The sequence below is a fragment of the Archangium sp. genome (genome assembly GCF_036277355.1).
Taxonomy (GTDB): Bacteria; Myxococcota; Myxococcia; order Myxococcales; family Myxococcaceae; genus Archangium.
Window position 1 is genome coordinate 17,571 of the sequence record NZ_DASUNC010000146.1, and the last position, 23,991, is coordinate 41,561.

Annotated in this window: 19 protein-coding genes; 13 read left to right on the forward strand and 6 right to left on the reverse strand. The window is 70.2% G+C overall.

Translation table 11 applies throughout. The features are described 5' to 3' along the window. Window positions 1-3: 3 nt before the first annotated feature. Together VFZ09_RS35465 and VFZ09_RS35470 are read right to left on the reverse strand one after the other, a co-directional pair. Complete coding sequence (locus tag VFZ09_RS35465) at window positions 4-4,890, reverse strand: myxosortase-dependent M36 family metallopeptidase (RefSeq protein ID WP_329732183.1); 4,887 nt, start codon at window positions 4,888-4,890, stop codon at window positions 4-6. 163 nt (window positions 4,891-5,053) lie between these two features. Further along, the gene (locus tag VFZ09_RS35470; RefSeq protein WP_329732184.1) at window positions 5,054-7,186 is read right to left on the reverse strand and encodes an ATP-binding protein; all 2,133 of its coding nucleotides are present in this window, start codon (window positions 7,184-7,186) and stop codon (window positions 5,054-5,056) included. A 484-nt stretch (window positions 7,187-7,670) separates the two neighbouring features. On the opposite strand from VFZ09_RS35470, the gene VFZ09_RS35475 reads away from it, so the two are divergent. The 3 genes from VFZ09_RS35475 to VFZ09_RS35485 are packed head-to-tail and all read left to right on the forward strand — an operon-like array spanning window position 7,671 to window position 10,906. Beyond that, window positions 7,671-8,162: a hemerythrin domain-containing protein gene (locus VFZ09_RS35475; protein WP_329732185.1), complete on the forward strand. Its 492-nt coding sequence runs from the start codon at window positions 7,671-7,673 to the stop codon at window positions 8,160-8,162. After that, window positions 8,159-8,845, forward strand: a complete 687-nt coding sequence (locus VFZ09_RS35480) for a GAF domain-containing protein (RefSeq protein ID WP_329732186.1) — start codon at window positions 8,159-8,161, stop codon at window positions 8,843-8,845. The genes VFZ09_RS35475 and VFZ09_RS35480 overlap by 4 nt, the downstream gene beginning before the upstream one ends. Before the next feature lie 51 nt (window positions 8,846-8,896). Next, window positions 8,897-10,906 (forward strand): SIR2 family protein, encoded by a 2,010-nt coding sequence (locus tag VFZ09_RS35485; RefSeq protein WP_329732187.1) that lies wholly within the window; start codon window positions 8,897-8,899, stop codon window positions 10,904-10,906. Between the two features lie 42 nt (window positions 10,907-10,948). On the opposite strand, the gene VFZ09_RS35490 is transcribed toward VFZ09_RS35485, so the two are convergent. Beyond that, entirely contained in the window at window positions 10,949-12,151 is a 1,203-nt protein-coding gene (locus tag VFZ09_RS35490) for an alanyl-tRNA editing protein (RefSeq protein WP_329732188.1), read from the reverse strand. A gap of 109 nt (window positions 12,152-12,260) precedes the next feature. Continuing rightward, window positions 12,261-12,623 carry an STAUR_1299 family protein gene (locus VFZ09_RS35495; RefSeq protein WP_329732189.1) on the reverse strand — a complete coding sequence of 121 codons (363 nt, stop codon included), beginning with the start codon at window positions 12,621-12,623 and terminating at the stop codon, window positions 12,261-12,263. A gap of 166 nt (window positions 12,624-12,789) precedes the next feature. On the opposite strand from VFZ09_RS35495, the gene VFZ09_RS35500 reads away from it, so the two are divergent. The 5 genes from VFZ09_RS35500 to VFZ09_RS35520 all read left to right on the forward strand — a co-directional run bounded on the left by VFZ09_RS35500 (window position 12,790) and on the right by VFZ09_RS35520 (window position 17,095). Next, on the forward strand, window positions 12,790-13,431 hold the full coding sequence (locus VFZ09_RS35500) for a protein-L-isoaspartate(D-aspartate) O-methyltransferase (protein ID WP_329732190.1): 642 nt from the start codon (window positions 12,790-12,792) through the stop codon (window positions 13,429-13,431). 37 nt (window positions 13,432-13,468) lie between these two features. Beyond that, a complete protein-coding gene (locus tag VFZ09_RS35505; RefSeq protein WP_329732191.1) occupies window positions 13,469-14,035 on the forward strand; it encodes a hypothetical protein in 567 nt (188 codons plus the stop codon). Window positions 14,036-14,040: 5 nt separating this feature from the next. Continuing rightward, window positions 14,041-15,369, forward strand: a complete 1,329-nt coding sequence (gene thrC / locus VFZ09_RS35510; RefSeq protein WP_329732192.1) for a threonine synthase — start codon at window positions 14,041-14,043, stop codon at window positions 15,367-15,369. 247 nt (window positions 15,370-15,616) lie between these two features. After that, window positions 15,617-16,618 carry a hypothetical protein gene (locus VFZ09_RS35515; protein WP_329732193.1) on the forward strand — a complete coding sequence of 334 codons (1,002 nt, stop codon included), beginning with the start codon at window positions 15,617-15,619 and terminating at the stop codon, window positions 16,616-16,618. Window positions 16,619-16,714: 96 nt separating this feature from the next. Then, window positions 16,715-17,095: a hypothetical protein gene (locus VFZ09_RS35520; RefSeq protein ID WP_329732194.1), complete on the forward strand. Its 381-nt coding sequence runs from the start codon at window positions 16,715-16,717 to the stop codon at window positions 17,093-17,095. A gap of 78 nt (window positions 17,096-17,173) precedes the next feature. On the opposite strand, the gene VFZ09_RS35525 is transcribed toward VFZ09_RS35520, so the two are convergent. Beyond that, window positions 17,174-17,599: a hypothetical protein gene (locus VFZ09_RS35525; protein ID WP_329732195.1), complete on the reverse strand. Its 426-nt coding sequence runs from the start codon at window positions 17,597-17,599 to the stop codon at window positions 17,174-17,176. A 202-nt stretch (window positions 17,600-17,801) separates the two neighbouring features. Between VFZ09_RS35525 and VFZ09_RS35530 the strand changes: the two genes are divergently transcribed. The 4 genes from VFZ09_RS35530 (at window position 17,802) to VFZ09_RS35545 (ending at window position 20,831) form a co-directional block, all read left to right on the forward strand. Continuing rightward, window positions 17,802-18,143 carry a hypothetical protein gene (locus VFZ09_RS35530; RefSeq protein ID WP_329732196.1) on the forward strand — a complete coding sequence of 114 codons (342 nt, stop codon included), beginning with the start codon at window positions 17,802-17,804 and terminating at the stop codon, window positions 18,141-18,143. Then, window positions 18,140-18,814 carry a dTMP kinase gene (tmk, locus tag VFZ09_RS35535; protein WP_329732197.1) on the forward strand — a complete coding sequence of 225 codons (675 nt, stop codon included), beginning with the start codon at window positions 18,140-18,142 and terminating at the stop codon, window positions 18,812-18,814. The genes VFZ09_RS35530 and tmk overlap by 4 nt, the downstream gene beginning before the upstream one ends. A 12-nt stretch (window positions 18,815-18,826) precedes the next feature. Next, window positions 18,827-19,561: a competence/damage-inducible protein A gene (locus VFZ09_RS35540; protein WP_329732198.1), complete on the forward strand. Its 735-nt coding sequence runs from the start codon at window positions 18,827-18,829 to the stop codon at window positions 19,559-19,561. A 199-nt stretch (window positions 19,562-19,760) separates the two neighbouring features. Further along, on the forward strand, window positions 19,761-20,831 hold the full coding sequence (locus VFZ09_RS35545) for a cyclic nucleotide-binding domain-containing protein (RefSeq protein ID WP_329732199.1): 1,071 nt from the start codon (window positions 19,761-19,763) through the stop codon (window positions 20,829-20,831). A 2-nt stretch (window positions 20,832-20,833) separates the two neighbouring features. Here the strand turns inward: VFZ09_RS35545 and VFZ09_RS35550 are convergent, their stop codons facing one another. After that, window positions 20,834-22,363: an amino acid permease gene (locus VFZ09_RS35550; protein ID WP_329732200.1), complete on the reverse strand. Its 1,530-nt coding sequence runs from the start codon at window positions 22,361-22,363 to the stop codon at window positions 20,834-20,836. Window positions 22,364-22,547: 184 nt separating this feature from the next. Between VFZ09_RS35550 and asnS the strand changes: the two genes are divergently transcribed. After that, window positions 22,548-23,948 (forward strand): asparagine--tRNA ligase, encoded by a 1,401-nt coding sequence (gene asnS, locus VFZ09_RS35555; RefSeq protein ID WP_329732201.1) that lies wholly within the window; start codon window positions 22,548-22,550, stop codon window positions 23,946-23,948. Window positions 23,949-23,991 lie beyond the last annotated feature (43 nt).

The window sequence follows — 23,991 nt, forward strand, 5'->3', positions numbered from 1 at the left end:
ACACTACCCGCGGCCGAAGGAGCGGCGGCGCGAGAAGAGCAGGCCGGCGCCGAGCAGCAGCATCGACACCAGGGAGCTCTGGCCGGAGCCGCCCGTGCTGGAGCAGCCCATGCCTCCCTGCGCCTTCGGCACGTCCACCGTCACCTGGTTCGTGGCGGACGCCTTGCCATCGGACACCGTCAGCTCGAAGACGAGCGTGGCGCCATCCTTGGACTTCGGGGACACGAAGCTGGTGACCGCGCCATCCGCCGGGGTGAGCGTGACGGACGGGCCGGACACCTGCGTCCACTGGTAGGTGAGCGTCTGGCCGTCCGGATCCGTGGAGCCGGTGCCGTCCAGCGTGATGCTGTCACCCGCCACGCTGCCGCCGGCGATCTTCCGGGCCAGCGCCGTGGGCGCGCGGTTGACGTCCGTCACCAGCAGGTTGACGGTGACGGCCTCGCTCTCGGCCCCATCCGAGTCCTTCACCATCAGGCGGAAGGTCATCAGGGTGTCACCCAGCACCTCGGGCGTGGTGAAGCTCAGCTTCGCGGTGTCGTCACCCGACAGCTCCACCACCGGGCCACCCGTCTGCTCCCACTGGTAGCTCAGCGTGTCCTCGTCGGCGTCCGTGCCCTCGGCGTCGAGCGTGAGGTGGGTCCGCTCCTCCACCATCTTGTCGTTGGGGCCCTTCACCACCGGCTGACGGTTGGACTTGTGGATGACCACCGTGACGGTGTCCTCACCCACCAGCGCGTTGGTCTGGGCCAGCAGGAGGAACACCAGCTCCGTGTCCTCCTTCACGTCCGGGGCGGTGAAGGTCGTCGTGAGCGCGCCGTCATCCTTCAGCGTCACGTCCGGGCCACTGAGCTGCAGCCAGAGCGAGCCGAGCACCGGGTCCCCGTCCGGATCCATCACCGAGCCCGAGAGCGTGACGACGCCGCGGGCGGGAGCGCGGAAGTCAGCACCCGCGTCCACCACGGGATCGTGATCCGTGAGCACATAGACGGTGGTGTTGACCGGGGCGCTGTTCTCCTTGCCGTCGTTGACCACGAGCTGGAAGACGAAGGTCTCGTTGTTGGCCACGCGGGGCGTGAAGGTGGGCCGGGCCGTGTTGGCGCCCGTGAGCGTCACGGCGGGGCCCGACAGCTGGGTCCACGTGTAGGTGAGGGCGTCACCATCCGGGTCGAAGCTGCCGCTGCCATCGAGCTTCACCGTCGTGTACACCTTGTCACCCGTGCCCGGGTTCACGGTGAAGTTGGCCACCGTCTGCGGACCCTTGCCCGTGTTGGCCACCGGGCGGCGGTTGCACGCGGGGGCCGAGGGGTCGCCCGCGGGGCCCTCGAAGGCCTCGCGCACCGGGCCGCCGAAGGGCAGCTGCCGGGGATCGATGCCCACGAACCGCAGGTCATCCACGTCCAGGCCGTGCGCGCCCACGCCCGCATCGGAGCCGATCCGGAAGCGGAACTGCACGCGCTTGCCCGCCAGCTGACGGCCGAAGTCCAGCTCCGCCTCATCGAACGCGGGGAAGGCCGCGCTCAGGCCGGTGTAGCCGGGCTGGCCGTAGAGCGGGTTGCCATCATTGTCGATGAAGTCGGTGTAGCCCGGGTCCACGTCGAGATCGAAGACGTTGTGCCACTCGATGCCGTCGGTGGTGAACTCCACCACGGCGCCGTCGTACCAGGGGGCGCCACCGCCGTTGTCGGTCTCGAAGGAGTGGCGGTACTTGAAGCGGAAGATGAAGTCCGCGTCGGCGCTCGCCTGCACCCACGGAGAGGTGAGGGCGATGTCGGCGGTGAAGGGCAGGTCGCGGCCGTTCCAGTAGCGGTTGCCCTTCTCCTCCACGCGCTGCCAGGGCTGCGTGGGGCCGGAGCCGGGGACGGACGAGGTCCACGCCGTCGTCACGTCCTCCACCGTGTCCAGGGCGCTGGTGCCCGCGGACTCGTCCGTGTTGACGAGGCCGTCGTAGCGCGCCGAGCGCAGCGGGTCGGGGAGCGAGGGCTCATCGAGCGCCAGGGTGATGCCCGCGCGGGGCTCGGTCCCGGTGGTGCTCACCAGCTGGAGCGGCAGCTTCCGGGTCGCCGTCTGTCCGGGCGCCAGGGCCGGGAAGGCGATCTTGTTGTCCGCGGGCAGCGCGAAGGTGGCCGTGGAGCCCGTCGTGGCGAGCGTGGCGGTGAAGGCGCTGGTGTTGTCCGCGCCCACGTTGCGCAGGGTGACGGTGAGGTAGCCCGTCTCGCCCACGTCCAGCACGCCGTCCTGATCACACCCGCTGATGGTGTCGTCCAGCTTGATGCTCACCACCTCCAGGTTGTTGCCCGTCTGGTAGCTCTCCACCACGCCGATGAAGTCCTGGGAGTCGCGGTCCGGCGCCTTGGCGCCGAAGCCCATGCCGCGCCGGGCGAAGGCATTCACGAAGCGCGTGTAGTCCGCGGGATCCGACGCCTTGGCCACCGACAGGAGCGCGTCACGCGCCTCGATGTAGGTGGGGTTCGACGGGGTGGCCTTGTAGGCGGCCACCAGGTACCGCTTCATCCGGTCCTCCGCGTCCGCGAAGGAGTAGGCGTTGAGCAGCGAGGTGTAGCATTCCCACAGCATGGTGGCCCACACCTCGCCACCGTTGTGGACCTCGGAGTTGGCCCGGCCGTCATGGCCGAAGGCCAGCGCGTTCGTCTCCGGCAGCGGGTTGCCGTTGGCGATGTGCTTGAAGGTGAGGGCGTTCTTGTCGAACGAGGTGGAGTACGGGATGCGGCGGATGCCGTAGTAGGCACCGGGCACGCCAGGGCCGCTGGTGACGTAGGCGGACACCGTGTAGACGCCCTGGAAGAGGTTGTTGCCCGGGACCTCCCGGTCCGACTCACGCACCTGCATCATCAGGGCGTGGAAGTCGCCCCAGCCCTCGCCCATGGCGCCGCCCTGGTAGTTGCCCAGGCCGTTGGCGTCGCCGATGAGGCGGTTGCTGATGTAGTGACCCCACTCGTGGGCGATGATGGCGCTGTCCAGCGTGCCGTCGCGGGCCGCGCCGGGCTTGAACTTCACCATGCGCACGTTGACGGGGCCCGTCTCGAGCGCCTTCTTGATGGCGATGCCATTGGCCTGCAGCACGGCCACCACCGGGACGGTGATGCTGGCGTCATCGCCCACGGGGGTGATGCCGCCGGACGTGTTGTTGGCGAGGATCACACCGGCGGCGCCCGCGTTCTGCGCGTTCTTGGCCTTGATGGTGAAGGCGCAGGTGCCGCGGTCCATCAGGGCGATCTTGCCGGCGATCTCCGCCGCGTTGCTGAAGGCGGCCGTGCTGCAGCCGTCGGTCGCGGTCCCGTGGCGCGCCACCACCACGTCCTTGGTGATGTCATACTCCTGGGCGCCGAACTGGGCGGCCGAGGGCGTGACCTTCAGGTCCGTGGGCGTGTTGACGTCCAGGCTGAAGCGCGAGACCGGGTTGAACACGTACATCTGCATCCGCGGCGGAGCGCCGTCCGCGGGAGTGGACATGTTCGCGTTGTCGGTGCCGCCGTAGTCCTGCGCCTCGGCGCGCATCCGGTCACCCTCGACACCGCCGCGGCCGAAGTTGTAGGCCTGCGCGTTGCCGGCGGCCTCGTCGAAGCCGGCGTTGTAGAACGAGTCGTGCAGCCAGTTGGTGACGTAGAAGAGGTTCGTCACCGCCGCCTGGCGCTGGGTGGCGTTGAAGCCGGGCGCCTTGGTCAGATCGTAGAGGTAGTCGAAGCCGGGATCGGACGCCTCGCCCGTGAGGGCCGCGCGCACGTCCTGGCCACCGGGCTGGAAGCCGTCCGGCGCGGCCAGATCGGCGTAGGCATCCACGTTGTTGCCCTCCGTCTCGGTGGCCCCCGCGGGGAGCCACGGCTCATTGCCGGGCAGGCTGGAGAGCGTGATGGTGTTGGGCGGCACGTCCAGCGGCACGTCCACGCCATCCGGAACGCCAGGCGTGTAGGGCGTGGTGTTGGTGCCGTGCGGGCCGTCATACGGGGTATAGGGCGCCGTCGCGTCCGCCCACACCTTGTAGCGGTAGCTGGCGGGGGCGGCGTGCGCGGACAGGTTGTTGCGCATCAGCAGCGCGCCATCCACCGCCGACACCACGAAGGAGTGGTAGTCCGAGGCCGTGGTGTTGCGCACGCCGCTGTTCACCTCCACGTACCAGGCCGGCACCAGGCCGTCCGGCATCGTGAAGTAGACCTGCCTGGCGCGGGCGGGCACCACCAGGGGGTGGGTGAGGACGGAGGCGGAGCTCGAGTCCAGCTCGTAGTGCGAGTAGGGCCCGTTCGCCTTGCCGGTGGCCACGAAGCCGCGCGCCGGCATGGAGATGCCCGTCTGATCCTGGAAGGCGATGGCGATGGCCTGCTCGGCGGAGAGCTTGAAGGAGCTGGCCGCGCCGAGGCTCGCCTTGCGCGCCGACTGCGCGGGCGCCAGGTAGCCGGAGACGGCCACCAGGTCGAGGTTCTGGTCCATGACGACCTTCACCTCGTTGCGGAACACCTCGATGCCATCCACCTGCTGGGCGAAGCGGGCGATGACGGGGCCCTTGCCGCTCTGGTGCACCGACTTCAGCACCGCGGAGGACACGTCCTCGGAGCCCAGGCGGTACAGGTCCGCCACCGACTGCAGGTGCGCGCGCGCGGCCTGGTCCGGCTTGCGGGCCCCCAGCGCCTTGCTCATGCTCGTCGTGGAGCTGGAGCCCTCACGCGTGTTCCACACGAAGCTCGGGACTCCGAGCCGATCCTCCATCTGCGACACGCGCAGGCCGCGCGTCCGGAGGGCGTCGTCCTTGGCGGCGAGACCCTTCTCCTCCTGGCGAGCCAGGAAGGCGTCGTAATTACCTCGAGTCGCGGCCAGGGCACTTCCGCTCGCGAGGGGCGTGAGCAACAAGCCGGCCCACAACGTCTGCCTCAAACGCATGCAGCCTCCGTCTTGGAATTGGGGGGTTCCCGGTCTCCACATCCCCCGCTGAACGAGCCAGGGTCCGGGGGATCGAATGATAGTTTGAACTCAGACAGCCTGTCCAAGCACCCCCAGCGCTCGCCGGCTCGTCTTCCGCAGAGCGAGCAACTGAGCGCGGCTCTCAATTTCGGGCAAAGCGATTGATCAGATTGGCGAGCGCCATCACCAGTTCGATCGGATCCACCGGCTTGGGCACGTAGACGTGGAAGCCCGCGCTCAAGGCGCGCGTGCGATCCTCCAAGCGCGTATAGGCGGTGAGCGCGGCGGCGGGCACCTGGCCTCCCCGCGCGGGAGGCAGGGCGCGCACCTGGCGGATGAAGGTGTAGCCATCCGCGTCCGGCATGCCGATGTCCGAGACGAGCAGATCCGGTGGGGCGCGCTGGAGCTGCTCGAGCGCCTCGGCCGCGCTGGAGGCGGATGACACCACCGCGCCGCGCTCCTCCAGCAGGGCCCGCAGCAACTCGCGGGTGCCCTGCTCGTCATCCACCACCAGCACGCGCACGCCGGAGAGATCCGGCAGGTACGCGGCCAGCGAGGGATCCGGGAGCATCGACGAGATGCCCGGGGACGCGCCCTCCGGTGGGCGCGCCGCGATCAGGGGCAGGCGCATCGTGAAGGTGGAGCCGCGGCCCTCGCCCTCGCTGTGGGCCTGGACGGTGCCTCCGTGCAGCTCCACCAGGTGGCGCACGATGGCCAGTCCCAGCCCCAGGCCTCCGTAGCGGCGGGTGGAGCTGCCATCGCCCTGCCGGAAGCGCTCGAAGACATGGGGCAGGAAGGCGGGATCGATTCCCTTGCCCGAGTCCGTCACCTGCAGCTCCACGTGGCCCTCCACGCACCGCAGCCGGGCCGTCACCTGGCCTCCATCGGGCGTGAACTTGATGGCGTTGGTGAGCAGGTTCCACGCCACCTGTTGCAACCGCTGGGCATCTCCCTGGACGGAGCCCACGCCGGCCTCCAGCTGGGGCTCGAGCTGGACGTTCCGGGCGGCCGCCGCCGGGCGTACCGCGTCCAGCGCCGCCTCCACCACGGGCGCCAGCTTCACCGGTTGCATGTCCAGACGCATCCTCCCGGCGACGATGCGCGAGATGTCCAGCAGATCATCGACGATCTGCGCCTGGGCCCTGGCGCTGCGCTCCACCGTCTCCAGGGCGCGCGTCTGCTTCTCCGGGGTGAGCGTGCTGGTGCGCAGGATGCTGGTCCAGCCGAGGATGGCCGTGAGCGGGGTGCGCAGCTCGTGCGAGACGGTGGCGAGGAACTCGTCCTTGGCGCGGTTGGCCTCCTCGGCCCGGTCCCGCTCCTGGCGCGCCAGCTCGAAGAGGCGCGCGTGCTCCACGGTGATGGCGGCCCGGTGCGCCAGCTCCTCGCAGAGGCGCACGTCGTCGGCGTCGTAGGCGCGGTACTCGTCGCCCGTGGCGAGCACGAGGACTCCGGGCTTCTGCCCGTCCAGGACGATGGGCACCGCCAGCCCCCTCATCCCCACGAAGGCGCGCCGCAGCTCCCGGAGCGCCTCGTCCGGCTCCGGGGCGAGCGCCTCCTCGGTGAGCACGGGGAGGGGCTCGGGCCGGCCGCCCTCCAGCACCGCGGTGGGCAGCGGGTACGGACCCTCCCACTGCTTGCCCGCCTTGCGCAGCCGCAGGGCGCGGACGGGATCCACGTCGGTGAAGGCCACCCGCTCCAGCGGACCCTTGCCCTGGCGCAGGTAGATGCCACACCACCCGGCGAAGCGCGGCACCAGGCTCCGGGTGAGGCGCTCCAACGCCTGGCGCAGCTCCAACGTGGAGGAGAGCGCGGCACTCGCCTCGGAGATGAGCTCCAGCGAGCGGAAGCGCGCCTCGCTTCGGCTCAGGTCCTGCGCCAGGTGCTCCGCCCTCCAGCGCGAGCGCACGGCTTCCATGTGCTTGAGCGCCGTCACGTCCCGGAGCAACACGAGCAGCCCCTCGCTGGTGGGGAACACCCGGGCCTCCAACCAGGCCCCGAGCGACGCGAGGTGCTCCTCTACCGTGGTGGGCGTGCTCTCCGCGAGCGCGCGGTGGCAGGCCCGGTACAGCTCCGTCTCCTCCAACCCGGGCAGCTCCGCCCAGAGCCGGCGGCCGAGCAGCAGGTGCCGGGAGCGGCCCAGGATGCGCTCGGCGCTGGTGTTGACGTAGGTGGGCCGTCCCTGGACGTCGAGGGCGAGCACTCCGTCCGTGACGACCTCGAGCAGCTGCTCGAGTCGCGGCGGTGCCCGGCCGTGCGTGTCCGTCAGGGGAATCATGCGGGAGATCGTGACAGGTCGAACTCCCGCTTGCCCGCTCCCCCTCATGGCCGTCCCGGAGCAACGCCCGGCAGTGAACGAGGCAAGTGGCGATTCTCAGGTGGCGAGACCCCCAGCGTTGGGCGCCCCACACCCGGCGTTCAAGGGATGAGGCCCACCTGCCGCGGCAGGGAGGAGAGAGCATGGAAGGCCTGGTCGTGGCAGATGCGGCCGTCGCGGAACTCCCAGCGGTCCACGCCGGTGATGGGTGCTCGCGGACATGCGGGAAGGAGCCTGGGTTGTTAGATGGGGGCCCGAGCCTGTCCGTCCGCTGTTCACCCTGCCAAGGACTCGCCGGGTACAGCGGGGCTCCCGCTCCGGGGAGGGTGTGGCACAACGCCACAGTCCCGGAACGCCACGATCCCAGGGGGTCCCCAGGATTGTGGCGAGACGCTACAGTTCGAGTCCTGCTGGATTGTTGGAACCCAAGAGAAGGGCGGTTGGCATGTCCGTCGCAGTAGCTCCCCCCACCATGATCAATCGGGTGGAGACGTTGAAGCGGGACCACGGTCGGCTGCGCGTGCTCCTCGGTGTTTGCGAGAAGGCGAGCGCGTCGGAGCTGCCAGGCTTGTTGCGGCAACTCCATGACGTCTTCGTGCCCCACCAGCGGGCGAAGGAGCAGCTCTACGAGGTGGTGGTGGCGAGCTGCCAGGACTCGAAGGACGCGACCACGCTCACGCTGCTCAACATCTTCCGCACCAACCTGACGGTGATGTCCAGCGCGGTGCTCGGCTTCTTCTCCAACGTGGACACGAATCCGGAGCGGCTCCACCAGCGCTTCCGGACGGTGGCCGCCGCGCTGCGCTCGTTGATGGACACCGAGGAGAAGTCCGTCTTCCCGCTGTGCCTGCGTCAGCAGACCCGGATGCAGCAGCCCGCCCGGTCGCTGCGTATCCAGACCCTCTCCTCGCCACCCTGGCAGGCAGGTGGCCGATGAACTTCGTGCCTCCCAAGGACATGTCGGTGTTGGACGACGCCGAGCGGCTGGCGTCCTTCGATGCCCCATTGCTCGAGTCCACGCCGGACCCGGAGCTGCAGGCGCTCGTGACCGAGGCCACCACGTTGACGGGCTTTCCCATCGGGCTGGTGAGCCTGGTGGTGCGGAAGATCCAGTTCTTCCGGGCGCAGGTGGGGCTGCCGCCGGATCTCTCGGCGACGCTCGCCACGGATCGCTGCACGTCCTTCTGCCAGTTCGTGGTGGCCCGGGGTGACTGCTTGGAGATCGAGGACGCCGAGCGCGAGCCCGGTCTGCCCAGGGATCTGGTGGAGCGCTACGGCATCCGGGCCTACGTGGGCTTCCCGCTGGAGGTGCAGGGGCAGACGGTGGGCTCCTTCTGCGTCATCGACGCGAAGCCCGCGCGGCTGACGCCCGAGGTGCTGACGAAGCTGAGGGCACTGGCCCGGCGCGCCAGTGCCCGCCTGGAGGAGCTGGCCCGCCAGGTGCCGGCTCCGGCGTCCTCCTCCGAGGCCGAGGCGCAGGCCCGGAACGCGTGGCTGGCCGTCGCCGAGGCCCAGCCCTTGCTGAGCCTCAGCGAGCGTTACGCCGACGGGCAGATCTCGTTCGAGGAGTTCCAGCGCGGACTCGGAGCGCTGGCGGGGCTCTCGGGCTCGTCGGAGTGACCCTCCCCGTTCTCCGCCCGCGCTATGCTTCGGGCGGAGACCGAGGGGGCCATGACTCTTCCGAGAGAGCTGATCGAGGCGGTACGCAAACACCAGGTGGTTCCCTTCGTGGGAGCGGGTGTGAGCATGGGGGTGAAGCGGGAGCTGTTTCCCTCGTGGAAGCAGCTGCTCGAGGGGCTCGCGGAGAGGCTGGAGCAGGAGGCGCTGCCGGAGACGGTGGTCGCCGAGGTGCGGCGGCACATCGCCGGGGGCGACTTCCTCACGGCGGCGGAGATCGGCTTCAAGGAGATGGGGGCGTTCCGCTTCAACCGCTTCCTGCGCGAGCGGCTGCGGGTGCGCCGGCCGGCGGACGCGGAGCTCTCGGTGGTGCGGGCGCTCTGGAGCCTGCGGCCCGAGGTGATGCTCACGACGAACTACGACGACGTCCTGCTGTGGGGCCAGGAGGGCGCGGAGCCCCTCTCCAATGATCAGGACGACGAGCTGCACCTGATGGACGCGGAGGCCTCGCCGGACGCGCCGCGGCTCTGGTACCTGCACGGCACCATCCACCGGCTCTCGACACTCATCCTCGGTGGGGCGGACTACGCGCGGCTCTATGGAGATGGGACCCATCAGGACGGGCGCTACTCGCAGTACACGAACGCGCTGGTGCGGCTGCGCGAGTGGATCCGCGCCAGGCCCTTCCTCTACGTGGGCTTCAGCTTCAGCGATCCCTACGTGCTCAAGCAGATCGAGCACGTGCTGGGCATCACGAAGGGGCGGCACGTGCCGAGCTTCGCGCTGATGAAGAAGGGGAGCATCGAGCGCGGCGCGCTGTGGCCCCGCTACAACATCCAGCTCATCGAGTACGAGGATCACGGCCCGCCGCTGGCGGCCTGTCTGAACGCGCTGTCCCGAGCGGCCTTCGGTGAGCCCCCCGCGTCCCGCATGCCGCTGCCTCGCGGGCCAGGTCCCGCTGTCGAGCCCACGCGGGGAATACCCGCACCCGCGTCCGTTCCCACCAAGGTGGGGCCCGCGCCCTCGCCGGACGCGTTCCTGCTCGAGTCGTTTCTCTCCGGGCCGTCCCAGGTGCCTCCTCCGCAGGCGGCCCCCACCGCCCCGCCGCGGCCAGCTCCCGTCCCACGGAATCCACCACTCGTTCCCCGGGAGGCGTTGGAGCACGTGTACGCCCGCATCCTCTGGACCCAGCACCGGCTGGTGCTGTTCGCGCCCGAGGAAGGGGGGGCGGAGTCGATCGCGCGCCGCCTGGCGGAGCCGTACGGGAAGCGGGTCACCTGGCTGGAGCCGCCGAACGTGCCGGACTGCACGGAAGCCGATTACTGCCGCGCCCTCGCGGAAGACAAGAGCGTCACGAGCTTCGACGCCCTGATGGAGCACCTGCGCCAGCAGGCCGAGGGACTCGGGCGCGAGCACCTGTTCGTCCTGCGCTACGAGTGGGGGCCGTTGGGACACCTGGAAATGTTCGGCAAGCACCTGCGGCGGTTGCTGGAGGAGCCGTCGAAGGTGGAGCTCCACCTGCTGGTGGCGGGAGGAGGGGCACGGGGCGCGTGGTTGCAGCACAACGTGGCGAAGTCCTCCGTGTACAAGGACGCGCCGCGGCGCGAGGTGCCCGACTTCACGGTGGACGAGGTGTGCCAGCTGCTCGACGGAGCGGGTCTGGACGGGAAGCGGTGGGCCCGGGAGGTCCACGAGGCCACGGGCGGTCACCCGGGCCTGCTCGAGGAGGTCGTGGCCGGAGCGGGAGCGCTCGACCGGGAGTCGGTGACCCAGCGCCTGGCGAGAAGCCCGTGGGTGCGCGGCGTGCTCCAGGAGGTGCTGCGCGAGGACGAACGCAACGGCTACTCGGGGGCGCGGGGCTGCCGCTTCGTGCTGCACGAGCTGCTCGCGGGCCGGCCCGTGAACGCGCTCGAGCCGCTGGACAACCACATCGAGGAACCGGAGGTGCGGCTGTACTTCTCCGGGCTGGTGCGCGGTGACGAGGAAGGGAGGACCGTCCTGCGATGCCGGGCGGTGGAGCTCGCCGCGAGAGACCTCCTGGCGCGCAAGGACGCGCGGCCGTGAAGACGGGGCTGGTCCTCCCGGGAGGCACCGGCCCCGCGCGTCTCAACCGAGCAGCGAGGCCACGATGGCCGGCCAGTCGGTGGTGGGAGGCAGGCGGCCCTCGGCGTGCTCGGGGCGGCCACCTCCGCGGCCTCCGGCGGCCTCGGCGGCGCGCTTGAGGAAGGCCCCGCAGCCGAAGCTGGAGCCACTGCCCCGGGTGATGAGCACCGACAGGCCGTCGGGATTCCGGCCGGCGAGCAGCACCACGGCCTCGGGCCGGCTCGTCAGGCGGGCGGCGACGGAGCGCAGGTCCTCGGGCGTGGCACCCTCGAGCACCGCCACCACGGGCTTGCCGGGGGACTGCTCGGCCTGGGCGGCGAGCTCGGCGGCGGTGGACTCGGCGAGCTTCGCCCGGGCGGCGCCGAGCGCCTCGCGCACCTCGGTCAGGTCGCGCCGCAGCTTGTCCACGGAGGCGGGCACATCCAGCGGTCCGCACGAGAAGCTCTTGCCGAGCGCGCGCAGGGTGCCGGCCTCCTCCCACAGCCCGGTCCGGGCGCGGCGGCCCGCGGAGAAGAGGACGCGGCCCTTGCCCTTGTAGCGCTCCACGCCGAGCACCCGCACCAGGCCCACCTGCGCCGAGCGCGTGCAGTGCGTACCGCCGCAGGGCGACACGTCGAAGTCCCCCATCTGGATGACGCGGATGTTGTCGGTGACCTTGGGGGCGCGGCGCAGGGGGAGGGTGGCCAGCTCCTCGGGCGTGGGGAAGAAGGCGCGGATGACGATGTCGTCGTCGATGATGGAGTTGACCAGGTCCTCGGCCTCGGCGACGCGGCGCTCGTCGAGCACGTCCAGGTCCACGTCGATGGTGCACAGCGTCTCGCCCAGGCGCGAGGACACGGTGTGGGCGTTGGCCACGTCCACCAGCGCGCGCGAGAGCATGTGCTGGCCGGTGTGCAGCGCCATGTGCGTGCGGCGGCGGACCCGGTCGATCTCCCCGGCCAGCTCGGTGCCGACCTCGGGGAGCGTGGCGCCCTCGGACAGCTCCAGCATGTGGTGGACCACCCCCGCGTCATCCACCTGCACGTCGCGGATGGCCCGGCCGCCGAGCACCCCCCGGTCGGCCATCTGGCCACCGGCCTCGGGATAGAAGGCGCTGCGGTCGAGCACGACGGACGGGGCACCGTTCCACGTGCCATGCGCGAGCACGCGCCCGGTGAACCGGAAGAGGAAGGGATCGCTGTAGTAGAGGCGCTCGGTGGGGGTCATGGCTCCGGGAGGGATAACACGGAGGCGCGAGCCGGAGGACGAGGATGCTCGCCGGGCTGACGGCGGGCCCTGGGGACACCCGGACCGGGGGGGGGGCGGCCCGGGCCCTCTACTTGGGCCCGTAGCGCGTCTTGAGCTCGGCCATGGACAGGCCGCTCCAGCGGGAGAGCAGCTCCACGACGTCCCGGGCGTGCAGGAAGTGGAGCGTGTCTCCGGAGAACACGGAGAGGAAGACGCCGCCGCAGTGGGGCAGCTTGGCGCCGCTGGACTCGAGGTAGTCCACGAGCCGGGGCAGGGTGTAGTCGAGCAGGAAGGAGCGGACGTTGTCCGCGGGCAGCACGAGCTCGTAGCTGGTGGCGCCGGAGAGCTCATCTCCGGCGGCGTCGCGGATGCGGGCGATGGCCTGGTTGGCCTCCATGGCGGGGGCGCGGTCGAAGGCGAGGCGGAGCAATTCGTCGGCGGCGGCGTCCATGCGTGGGCTCTCCTGCCCGGATTCCCACCATGGCCCACCGGGAAGTGCAAGGGGAAGCCTCGGGCGAGTGTCGCCGGGACGGGGCGGGCGCCGTGAGTGTCCGCTCCGTTCCCGGGGAAGCGAGGCAGGGCCTGCGGGAGTGCCTCGATGTGGTTAGGCTGGTCCCATGGGAGACGTGGAACTCGCGGAGGCACTCCGGCGGCAGGGCATCTCCGACGCGCGGGTGCTCGAGGTGATTCGAGCACTGGACCGGGCGGCGTTCGTCCCCGAGTCGATGCGGGACGTGGCGGGACAGGACACGCCGCTGCCCATCGGCCATGGGCAGACCATCAGCCAGCCGTTCATCGTGGCCTTCATGACGGAGGCGTTGAACCTCCAACCCGGGGAGCGGGTGCTGGAGATTGGAACGGGCTCGGGCTACCAGACGGCCGTGCTCGCGCGGCTGGGGGCCGAGGTGTACACGGTGGAGAGCCTCCCGGACCTGGCGGGACCGGCCCGGGAGCGGCTGGAGCGGATGGGCCTCGGCGGCATCCACTTCCGGGTAGGCGATGGCACGGCTGGCTGGCCGGAGGACGCGCCATTCGACGCCATCATCGGCACGGCGGCCCCGGAGCGGCTGCCCCCGGCGCTCTACCAGCAGTTGCGGCCGGGCGGGCGGCTGGTGCTGCCGGTGGGCCCGAGGCAGGGCTCCCAGGAGCTGATCCGGGTGACGCGGCCGTTACGAGGGGAGGCCCCCCAGGTGGAGAAGCTGCTGGGCGTGCGCTTCGTGCCGATGACGAGCGCGCCGCCGCCGGACTTCGTGCATTGATTGCTCCATCCGCTGGGGACCGGCTAACCTCCTGGTCATGATCATCTGCCCCGTGTGCGAGCACCAGCAGGCTCAGGGCACCGAGTGTGAAGTCTGTGGGAAGAAGCTGTTCACGACCGCGCCGGTGGCGGTGCCGGTGACACGGCTGGCGGAGCTGGAGCAGACGCAGCTGGCGGGAGGGCGCGCCCCGGTGCAGACCGCGGCGATTCCCGACCTGGAGCTGACGGCCCAGCAGGCGGTGCCGGAGGTCGCCGTGCAGGCGGTGCCGGAGCTGGACACGGGCCGTTCCGCCGCGGCGGGCAACGTCGTGGTGGCGCCGGTCCAGGACATGGACACGGGCCGGGCGATGTCCGACGGACTGAAGACGGCGGCACCCACGGGCCCGGTCGTCTGCCGGTACTGCCGCAACGTGCAGGACATCGGGGCGGTGTGTGATCGCTGCGGCATGCGGCTGCCCAAGGCGCGCCTGGCGCCGGCCGAGGCGTCCGCGTCCGGCAAGCCGCCGCAGTCCGGGGAGCGGACGGCGTGTCCGAAGTGCCACACGCCGGGGTACGCGGGCCGGGCCTGTGTGACGTGCAGCACGATGATTCCAGCGGCGGAGTGAACACCATGGGAACGCCTGCCTTTCACGCCGAATACGCCTGCAGCGAGGGCTGTGGCTTCCGGGCCTCGTTGTTGGAGGTCGTCTACCGCTGCCCGAAGTGCGACGGGTTGCTGGAGGTGGCGCACGACGTGGAGGCGCTGCGCTCGGTGTCCGCGGAGGAGTGGAAGCGGCGCTTCGAGCAGCGTTTCGGGGCCTCGCGGCTGCCGTACGCCTCGGGGGTATGGGGCAAGCACGAGTGGGTGTATCCGCGGCTTCCGGCGGGGGACATCGTCTCGTTGGGAGAGGGGCGGGTGCCGCTCAAGGCGCTGCCGAGGATGGCGGCGGAGCTGGGGCTGGCGAGCCTGGATTTGAAGGAGTGCGGCGTCTCGCCGACGGGCAGCTTCAAGGACTGGGGGATGACGGTCCTGGTGTCCGCGGTGAAGCACATGCGGGCGAAGGGCGTGCCCATCCGGGCGGTGGCGTGCGCGTCGACGGGAGACACGTCGGCGGCGCTGTCGGCCTACTGCGCGGCGGCGGGGATTCCGTCGGTGGTGTTCCTGCCGAAGGACAAGGTGTCGCTGTCGCAGTTGGTGCAGCCGGTGGCGAACGGGGCGCGGGTGCTGTCGCTGGACACGGACTTCGACGGCTGCATGAAGCTGGTGCAGCAGGTGACGAAGGACTCGGGCCTGTACCTGGCCAACTCGATGAACTCGCTGCGCATCGAGGGGCAGAAGGTGGTGGCCATCGAGCTGTGCCAGGACCTGGAGTGGGATCCACCGGACTGGGTGGTGATTCCGGGTGGCAACCTGGGCAACGCGAGCGCGCTGGGCAAGGGCTTCGAGCTGATGCACGCGCTGGGGGTGATCTCCAAGCGTCCGCGGATCGCGGTGGGGCAGGCGCAGCGGGCCAATCCGCTGATGCGCTCCTTCCGTGGGGGCTTCGCGGAGCTGGTGCCGATGAAGGCGGAGAAGACGCTGGCGTCGGCGATCCAGATTGGCGCGCCGGTGTCGTTCCGTCGAGCGGTGAAGATGTTGAAGGCGTTCGACGGAGTGGTGGAGGAGGCGACGGAGTCGGAGCTGGCGAACGCGGCGGCGAGGGCGGACCGGGAGGGGACGTTCACGTGTCCGCACACGGGCGTGGCGCTGGCGGCGCTGGAGAAGCTGGTAGCGCAGGGAGTGATTGCGCGGGGAGCGCGGGTGGCGGTGGTGTCCACGGCGCACGGGCTGAAGTTCCCGGACTTCAAGGTGGGCTACCACCGGGGAGTGCTGGAGGATGTGAAGAGCCGCTACGCGAACCCGCCGGTGGACCTGCCCGCGAACCTGGACGCGGTGCGCGCGGCGCTGTCGGACCTGTAGCGCCCAGCTCCAATCACCCCCCATTTCCCCTCTCCCCCCGGGAGAGGGACGGGGTGAGGGTATCGAGCGCCCCGGGTTGCCCCCGTGAGGCCCGAGACCACGGGCAATGGATCTTCGACCGCGGCCCCGATGAACCTGACACGGATGTCGCGGCTTGGGAGTCAGCCCACCCGTCTTGCGCGTGTCACGCGTGCTTGGAACACGGCTTGCTCAGTCGGCCCCTCGCAAACACAAGAGGGGGGTCCGAATGGCAATGCTGACGAGACGCGGCGCGGGAGCACTGGGACTGATCGCGTGGATGGCCGTCGTGGCGGGGTGTGAAGAGCCGCGGGGTACGGGAAAGCACGGGGAGCTGTACCTCCACTCCTCCGAGGAGGTGGCCTCGGGCCTGTACACGACCGTGCGGCTCAACGACTTGCGGACGTGGCCGGAACACATCGATCCGATGGAGGCGGACCGGGTCGAGCGGTGGGACTTCAAGGGCACGACGCTCGAGGTCCAGGCCCCGCCGGGGTTCGACTTCGAGGTCTCCCGCGAGGAATCCCCGGCCCGCTACCTGCCAGGAGGCTACCGGCTGCGCACGCGCTGTGACGCGGAGCCGGGGCGCGCGCACGAGGTGCGGGTGCGGGTGATGGCCGGAAGCGAGGTCCGCTATGAGGATGCCTTCGAGCTCACCTGCCTTGAGCCCACCCGGCTCGAGTTGCTGGAACTGGAGCATCCGTACGCAGCGCCCGGTCAACCGGGGGTGGGGCGCTACTTCGTCGGAGGCGCGATCGAGGCGTCGATCGCCCTCTTCGCCGACACTCCGCGAGGCGAGGTGCGGGTGGGCGGTGAGGGACTCGTGCTCACCGACATCCGCGGCATCCTGCGGATGGGAGAGCCCGAGCGCCATCCCCGGCGGAATTCGGGGCAGATCCTCGAGGTCGTCGCCCCTGGCACGGGGCCGGAGCTCTCCTACCGTGGGGCCTCCCTGCGGCTGCCCATGGAGGCGGTGCTCGACGAGGGCTGGAGCCTGGAGCTGGGCACCTGGCAGGGGCCGCCGGGCCTGGACTACGCGGAGCGGACGCTCGATGCGTGGGCGCGCGGCTCGGATGGCTCCGAGTTGCACGGGTTGCAGCGTTGCGTCTGGACGGACGCGGTGGCCGGGACCTTGATGCAGGACGACGGTTGCCGCCTGCACCTCTGGGGGCCGCCTGCCGTCTCGGGGGTGTGCGTCACGGCGTATGGACGCACCACTTGCGGACCTTGAGATTCGAGAAGGTGGAGCTGCCCGCGAATCTGGATGCGATGCGGGCGGCCCCACCTATAGTGCCCCACTTCACTCGCAGTCTCTCCAGGAGAGCGCATGAAGAAGTGGGTTGCCTGTATGGCCCTCGCTGTTTGTGGATGTGGCGGTAACAACCTCGTCGGGACGTGGAAGGGCAGCGCATCCGGCTGGGATGTCACCGTGAACGTGAAGGAGCAGTATTCGAGCTCCATCGTGGCCGTGACCGGAGTGCTCAGCACCAACAAGGCCACCTGTTTCAACAATGGGACCCTCGCTGGAACGCTGGCCGAGACGAGCGTGGAGTTCGGTGGGTCCGGGTCGGGCTCGGAGAGCTCGAACACGATCATCCAGATCGACGGCGAGTACGACGGCGAGAAGATCACCGGTTACTTCGAGGCGGCCAGCTCCGCCACCGCGTGCAATGTGGCGCGGACCTCCATCACGCTGACGCGGCAGTAACCCGCGCACACATTCCCTCTCCCACCGGGAGAGGGACGGGGTGAGGGTGCCGGGTGCCCCGGGTTGCTCTCCGGGGCCTCAGTTCTCGAAGTACTCGGTGTTCGGCTGCGCGTTCAGATAGGGCCGCAGGGCGTCGGCGATGTCGTCGGGCAACCGCTCCAGCGCATTCTCGCGGAAGGCGGAGAAGTCGCCCGAGGCGAGCGCGTTCCCCAGCGAGGCCTCCGCGTTGTACGGGTCCGCGATGACGGTGTCGAACGCCGCGAGCGCGCCGCCGTGCTCCTGGAGGAACCGGAACGCCTCATCCCCGCTCAGACCGAACGCGGCGAGCGTCTCGAACATGGGGTTGGGGTTGCCGAACGGCACGTAGTCACCCAGGCCGCCGGAGAAGGCGAACAGCGGCGGATCCGTCTGGGTGAGCAGCTCGCGGATCTGCTCCGGCTCGAGCCCCAGCTCCTGCAGCCGCTCGCCGTAGCCCTCCTGGGTGTTCGCGACGAGCAGTTGCACCTCCGCGTCGGACAGGCCGAGCGTCTCGTGGAGTGGGTGCTCGCGGTACGACAGCCCCGCTGATCCGGTTACACCGATTTGTCGAATTATCGGATTCTCGAATCCTGTATTGTAGGTGTTGCTGCGCTGAGGGCCTACCCACTCCAGGAGCCCGGTGTGCGGAGTCGACGTGGCCCGCCGCTTCCGCTAGGTTGCCGCCCCCGTGAACGCAGAAACGCAGCAGAATCTCCACGAGCAGCTCGAGCGCCTCCAGGAGGCGCTGTCCACGCGCCAGAGCACGCTTCTGTTCGCCCACGCGGGCGTGTCCTTCGTGGTGTCCTTCATCCTCGGGGGCGCGACGGCGAAGCTCTTCTGGGACTCGACGAGGGCGCCGCACGTGGCGTGGCTGGGCCTGGCGGCGACGCTGGGGCTGGTCATCTACGGGGTGGTGCGCTACCGGCAGGGCCGCACGGTGCTGGCGGACGAGCTGGTGCGCTACGAGACGATGCTGGAGCTGCGCCACCGGCTGGGGCTGGACGATCCCAGGGCGTTGCTGCCCCGGTGAGTCCGGCACGCAAGCCCGCGCGCGGCGGGCGTCTGATCGTCCTCGAGGGCCTGGACGGGGCCGGCACCACCACGCAGGTGGAGCGGCTGGCGTCGGCGCTGCGGGCCGAGGGCCAGTCCGTGCTCACCACGCGCGAGCCCTCGGACGGGCCGGTGGGCGTGCTCATCCGTCAGGCGCTGACGGGGCGGCTGGTGCTGCCCGGAGGCGCGGGGCCGCTGGCGCCCGAGACACTGGCGCTGCTGTACGCGGCGGACCGGACGGATCACCTGCGCGCGAAGGTGCTGCCGGCGCTGGAGGCGGGGCAGGTGGTGCTGAGTGATCGCTCGGTGCTGTCGTCGCTGGCGTACCAGGGGGCGTCGCTGCCCATGGAGTGGGTGGAGTCCATCAACGCGCACGCGGTGCCGGCGGACCTGACGCTCTTCGTCGGGGTGTCCATCGAGGTGGCGGCGCGGCGGCGGGCGGCGCGGGGCGGGCCGGAGGAGCTCTTCGACGCGGAGGAGAAGCAGCGCCGCATCTCCAAGCAGTACGAGGCGGCCATCAAACTGAGGGGCAAGCGCGAGCACGTGGTGCGCATCGACGGGGACCAGACGGTGGAGGCGGTGACGGCCGATTGTCTGGCCCAGGTGCGCAAACTGCTCGGACGCAAGCCCACGCGAGCGGCGGTACGGTAGAGTCCCGGCCGCATGGATCCCACCGGCGCGGCGGCGGTCATCATCGGCAACGAGGTCCTCACGGCGAAGGTGGTGGATGCCAACGGCCCCCACCTCATCAAGCGTCTGCGGGAGGTGGGCATTCCCCTGCGCACGCTGGAGATCGTCCCGGACGAGGTGGACATCATCGTGGAGGCGGTGGCGCGGGCGCGGCTGCGCGCGAAGTACGTCTTCACCAGTGGCGGCATCGGCCCCACGCACGACGACGTGACGGTGCGGGCGGTGGCGCTGGCCATGGGGCGCAAGGTGGTGCGGCTGCCGGAGATGGTGGCGCTCATCCGCGAGAAGGCGGTGGACGAGCCGACGGCCGAGGCGATGCGGCTGGCGGACGCTCCCGAGGGCGCGGTGCTGCTCGCCCAGCCGGGCAGCTGGTACCCGGTGCTGACGGTGGGGGACGTGTTCATGCTGCCCGGAGTGCCGCAGCTCTTCCGCACGCAGCTGGAGGCGGTGCTGGCACAGCTGCGCGGGACGCCCATGCACCTGCGCGTGCTGTACCTCAACCTGGGGGAGAGCGCGGTGGCGGCGGTGTTGGACCGGGTGGCGCTGGACATGCCGCACGTGGCCATCGGCTCCTACCCGATGTTCGATCGCTCGCTGGACTACGTGGTGAAGGTGACGGTGGAGAGCGTGGAGCCGGACGCCGTGGAGCTGGCCCTGACCCGGCTGCGGACCGGGCTGCCCGCGGGCTCGGTGGTCCGGACGGAGTAGTGTGGGGTGGAGGACATCTCCCCGCGTGTGTGAACCCCCTCACAGACAGGGGAGCCACGGGCGCGCACTCTGAGCCTCGACACGCTCCACCGCCCGGACTCCGGGGGGAGCCAGGTCAGAGGGGGGAACGATGTCCGACACATTGCGTCAGCAGGAAGCTGGGGTTATTCAGTCCTTCGCTCGTGAACCAGCGGAAGTGATGCTCGAGGGCTACGAACAACTGGCGGAACTCTGGGCGCGGCAAGGGTTGCTGGTGCGCGCCATTGCCTTGTGCAAGGTCATCCTCCGGCTGGATCCGGCGCATGAGCCGGCGCGGCGGCTGTTGGCGGAGCTGGATGCCCGCCGGTTGGATCCCTCCGCGCCGCCGGGGCCCGCCGTCCCGAGGACCCGGTTCCTGGAGGCCGCCGCCGAGAAGGTGTCCACCGGGGCCGAAGCGGTGCCGCGCGCCTCGCTGCTCGCGCGGGTGGGTCCGCGGGAGCTGCTGTCGATGATGGAGACGCTGGAGCCGCGGATCTTCCAGGCGGGCGAGAACATCGTCGAGGAGGGGCAGCCGGGCAGCTCCATGTTCGCCATCGTCGAGGGGAGCGTGGAGGTGGTGCGGACGCTCAAGTCGGGGCGCCGGCGCACGGTGGCCTTCCTGGGCGAGGGCGAGTTCTTCGGGGAGATGTCGCTGCTGGCCAGCACCCCGCGCTTCGCCACCGTGCGGGCCTTCGAGCGCACGGCGGTGCTGGAGCTGACGCGGGAGCAGCTGGAGCAGCTCCTCCAGACGCACCCGTCGGTGGAGGACGTGCTGCAGGGCTTCCACCGCGAGCGCCTGCTGGAGGACGTGCTGCGCGGCAACCCGCTCTTCCGCAGCCTCGGCCCCGAGCAGCGCGAGGCCCTGGCCCGGGACTTCCAGATCTGCACCCGGCCGGCGGGCACGCTCCTGCTGGAGCAGGGCCGCGAGGTGGATGCCCTGTACCTGCTGCTGCGCGGGCGGTGCCAGGTGCTGCACCGTCACGCGGACGGGAGCCAGGTCCCCCTGCGCACGCTGGGCGAGGGGGACATGTTCGGGGAGATCGCCCTGATGCTCGGCCTGGCGGCCACGGCGACCGTGTGCGCGGAGACCGCCTGCGTCCTGCTGCGGCTGGACTGGGGGAGCTGCGAGCGGCACCTGCTGTCCGACCCTGGTGTGTGCGAGGCGCTCTCGCGGCTGGGCAACGAGCGCCTGCTGAGCAGCGCCGGGCTGTACTGGGATTCCGTGCCGCGGGGCGGAACCCCGCGGGCCTGAGCCTAGACGCTGGGGCTCGGCGGGGCGCTGCCCTCGAGGTTCACGGGCGGTGCCCCGCGCCGGAGCACGGAGTTGCGGTAGCCATACGCGAAGTAGAGCGCGAGGCCGATGGCGAGCCAGATGCCGAAGCGGACCCAGGCGTGTGAGGGCAGGCCCTGCATGACGAAGAGGCAGGCGCCGGCTCCGGCCAGGGACACCGGCCACACGAAGGGCACCTTGAAGGGCCGCGGACGGTCCGGGTCCTTCAGGCGCAGCATGGGGACGCCCAGGCACACCAGCATGAAGGCGGACAGCGTGCCGATGTTGGTGAGATCGTAGGTCGCGGCGTCATCGGCCACCAGGGAGCCGAGCGCCACCAGCACCCCCGTGGCGATCGTGGTGACGTGGGGGGTGCGGTACTTGGGGTGGAGCTTCGCCGCCCACGGGGGCAGCAGCCCATCCCGCGCCATGGCGTAGAAGATGCGCGGCTGGCCGTACTGGAAGACGAGCAGCACCGCCGCCATGGAGACCACGGCGCCCAGGGAGATGAGCCAGCTGAACTGCGTCAGCCCGGCCACCTCGAAGGCGTGGGCCAGCGGATCCGACGACTTGAGCTGAGAGTAGGGGATGAGGCCCGTCGCGACCGCGCCGACGATGACGTAGATGAGGGTGCACACCGCCAGCCCGAGCAGGATGCCGCGCGGCATGGTGCGCTGGGGATCCTTCGTCTCCTCGGCGGCGGTGGAGATGGCGTCGAAGCCGATGTAGGCGAAGAAGACGATGGCCGCCGCCTGGTGGATGCCGGTGAAGCCGTTGGGCGCGAAGGGCGTGTAGTGGGCCGGGTTGATGTGCAGGGCGCCCACGCCGATGAAGACGGCGAGCACCAGCAGCTTCACCACCACCATGACGTTGTTGACCCGGGTGCTCTCCTTCACCCCGATGACGAGCAGCCAGGTGATGGCCATCACGATGAGGAAGGCCGGCAGGTTGACCAGCACGGGGATGCCGAGCACGCGCGGCGCCGTGTCCAGCAGGGCGCGGATGGCGGGGTCCGAGCTGGCGAGCACGTTGTAGTAGCCATGCGTGAGCCAACCGGGGAGTTGCACCCAGGGGGAGATGAGCGAGTTGAAGTAGCCGCCCCAGGCGATGGCCACCGCCACGTTGCCCACCGCGTACTCGAGGATGAGATCCCACCCGATGATCCACGCGACGAGCTCCCCGAGCGTCGCGTAGGAGTAGGCATAGGCGCTGCCGGCCTGGGGGATCATCGAGGCCAGCTCGGCGTAGCAGAGCGCGGCCAGGGCGCAGACGCCCCCGAGCAGCAGGAAGGAGAGCACCAGGGCGGGGCCGGCGCCGTAGCGGATCACCTCTCCGGTGGGCAGGGTCTCGCCAGCGGCGGCGGTGCCGAGCGTGGAGAAGATGCCGGCGCCGATGACCGCGCCGATGGAGAGCATGACCAGGTCGCCGGTGCCGAGCGCGCGCTTCAGGCCGCCGGAGGCCTCGGAATCAGGGACGAGGTCGGCGATCTGCTTGCGTTGGAAGAGGGAACGCATGGGGAAGGGCGGATTAGCACGATCCCACCCGCCGGGTCTCCCCCCGTCCGTGCCGCGATGCGTTGGCTGCCGGGGGGGCAGGGGGGGTGGAAACCACGGACCGGTGCTCATGGGACTTGTCCTCGGGCCAGGGTGCGGCTAACTCCGCGTTCCGCGAGACTTTTTCGGAGGAAGGACGCCAGTCATGCAGGTCGTCAGTGTGAAGAAGGCGCTGGATGGTTCGATGGCACCGGACACGAAGGTGGAAGTGCGCGGCTGGGTGCGCACGCGCCGGGACTCGAAGGCGGGCATCAGCTTCGTCAACGTCACCGATGGCTCGACCTTCGATCCGATCCAGGTGGTCGCGCCCAATACGCTGCCCAACTACGAGAAGGAAGTGCTGCACCTGACGGCGGGCGCCTCGGTGGTGTGCCGGGGCACGCTGGTGAAGTCCCAGGGCAAGGGCCAGTCCTTCGAGGTGCAGGCCGAGGAGGTGAAGGTGCTCGGCTTCGTGGATGACCCGGACACGTACCCCATCCAGCCCAAGCAGCACACGCTGGAGTTCCTGCGCGAGGTGGCCCACCTGCGGCCGCGCACCAACACGTTCGGCGCCATCACCCGCGTGCGCCACACGGCGGCCCAGGCCATCCACCGCTTCTTCCACGAGGAGGGCTTCTTCTGGGTGAACACGCCGATCATCACCGCCAGTGACGCCGAGGGCGCCGGGCAGATGTTCCGCGTGTCCACGCTGGACGCGGTGAACCCGCCTCGCACGGACGGTGGGAAGATCGACTGGAGCAAGGACTTCTTCGGCAAGGAGGCCTACCTCACGGTGTCCGGCCAGCTGAACGTGGAGGCCTACTGCCTGGCGCTGTCCAAGGTGTACACGTTCGGGCCCACGTTCCGCGCGGAGAACTCGAACACCACCCGGCACCTGGCCGAGTTCTGGATGATCGAGCCGGAGATCGCCTTCGCGGACCTCAACGAGGACGCGAACCTGGCCGAGCGCTTCCTCAAGTACGTCTTCAAGGCGGTGCTCAACGAGTGCGGCCCGGACATGAAGTTCTTCGAGGAGCGCCAGCAGAAGGGCGTCATCGAGCGGATGGAGAAGTTCATCAACTCGAGCTTCGAGCGGATCGACTACACGGACGCGATCGAGATCCTGAAGAAGGCGAAGAAGAAGTTCGATTACACGCCGGAGTGGGGGAACGATCTGCAGACGGAGCACGAGCGCTACCTGACGGAGGAGCACGTGGGCCGGCCGGTGGTGGTGATGAACTACCCGGAGAAGATCAAGGCGTTCTACATGCGCCTGAACGAGGACGGGAAGACGGTGGCGGCGATGGACGTGCTGGCGCCGGGAATCGGGGAGATCATCGGCGGGAGCCAGCGCGAGGAGCGGCTGGACATGCTGGACAAGCGCATGCAGCAGTTCGGCCTGAAGCCCGAGCACTACCAGTGGTACCGGGATCTGCGGCGGTACGGCACGGTGCCGCATGCGGGGTTCGGACTCGGGTTCGAGCGGCTGATCGTCTACATGTGCGGCCTGCAGAACATCCGCGACGCGATCCCGTACCCGCGCGTGCCGGGCTCGGCGCAGTTCTGAGCCACGACTGCGCATCTCCGTCAACCCCACTCCGCGGCGCATC

Coding starts and splice junctions, on each gene's coding strand:
- VFZ09_RS35465 (WP_329732183.1), bottom strand. CDS start 4,890: ATGCGTTTGAGGCAGACGTTGTGGGCCGGCTTGTTGCTCACGCCCCTC.
- VFZ09_RS35470 (WP_329732184.1), bottom strand. CDS start 7,186: ATGATTCCCCTGACGGACACGCACGGCCGGGCACCGCCGCGACTCGAG.
- VFZ09_RS35475 (WP_329732185.1), top strand. CDS start 7,671: ATGTCCGTCGCAGTAGCTCCCCCCACCATGATCAATCGGGTGGAGACG.
- VFZ09_RS35480 (WP_329732186.1), top strand. CDS start 8,159: ATGAACTTCGTGCCTCCCAAGGACATGTCGGTGTTGGACGACGCCGAG.
- VFZ09_RS35485 (WP_329732187.1), top strand. CDS start 8,897: ATGACTCTTCCGAGAGAGCTGATCGAGGCGGTACGCAAACACCAGGTG.
- VFZ09_RS35490 (WP_329732188.1), bottom strand. CDS start 12,151: ATGACCCCCACCGAGCGCCTCTACTACAGCGATCCCTTCCTCTTCCGG.
- VFZ09_RS35495 (WP_329732189.1), bottom strand. CDS start 12,623: ATGGACGCCGCCGCCGACGAATTGCTCCGCCTCGCCTTCGACCGCGCC.
- VFZ09_RS35500 (WP_329732190.1), top strand. CDS start 12,790: ATGGGAGACGTGGAACTCGCGGAGGCACTCCGGCGGCAGGGCATCTCC.
- VFZ09_RS35505 (WP_329732191.1), top strand. CDS start 13,469: ATGATCATCTGCCCCGTGTGCGAGCACCAGCAGGCTCAGGGCACCGAG.
- thrC (WP_329732192.1), top strand. CDS start 14,041: ATGGGAACGCCTGCCTTTCACGCCGAATACGCCTGCAGCGAGGGCTGT.
- VFZ09_RS35515 (WP_329732193.1), top strand. CDS start 15,617: ATGGCAATGCTGACGAGACGCGGCGCGGGAGCACTGGGACTGATCGCG.
- VFZ09_RS35520 (WP_329732194.1), top strand. CDS start 16,715: ATGAAGAAGTGGGTTGCCTGTATGGCCCTCGCTGTTTGTGGATGTGGC.
- VFZ09_RS35540 (WP_329732198.1), top strand. CDS start 18,827: ATGGATCCCACCGGCGCGGCGGCGGTCATCATCGGCAACGAGGTCCTC.
- VFZ09_RS35545 (WP_329732199.1), top strand. CDS start 19,761: ATGCTCGAGGGCTACGAACAACTGGCGGAACTCTGGGCGCGGCAAGGG.
- VFZ09_RS35550 (WP_329732200.1), bottom strand. CDS start 22,363: ATGCGTTCCCTCTTCCAACGCAAGCAGATCGCCGACCTCGTCCCTGAT.
- asnS (WP_329732201.1), top strand. CDS start 22,548: ATGCAGGTCGTCAGTGTGAAGAAGGCGCTGGATGGTTCGATGGCACCG.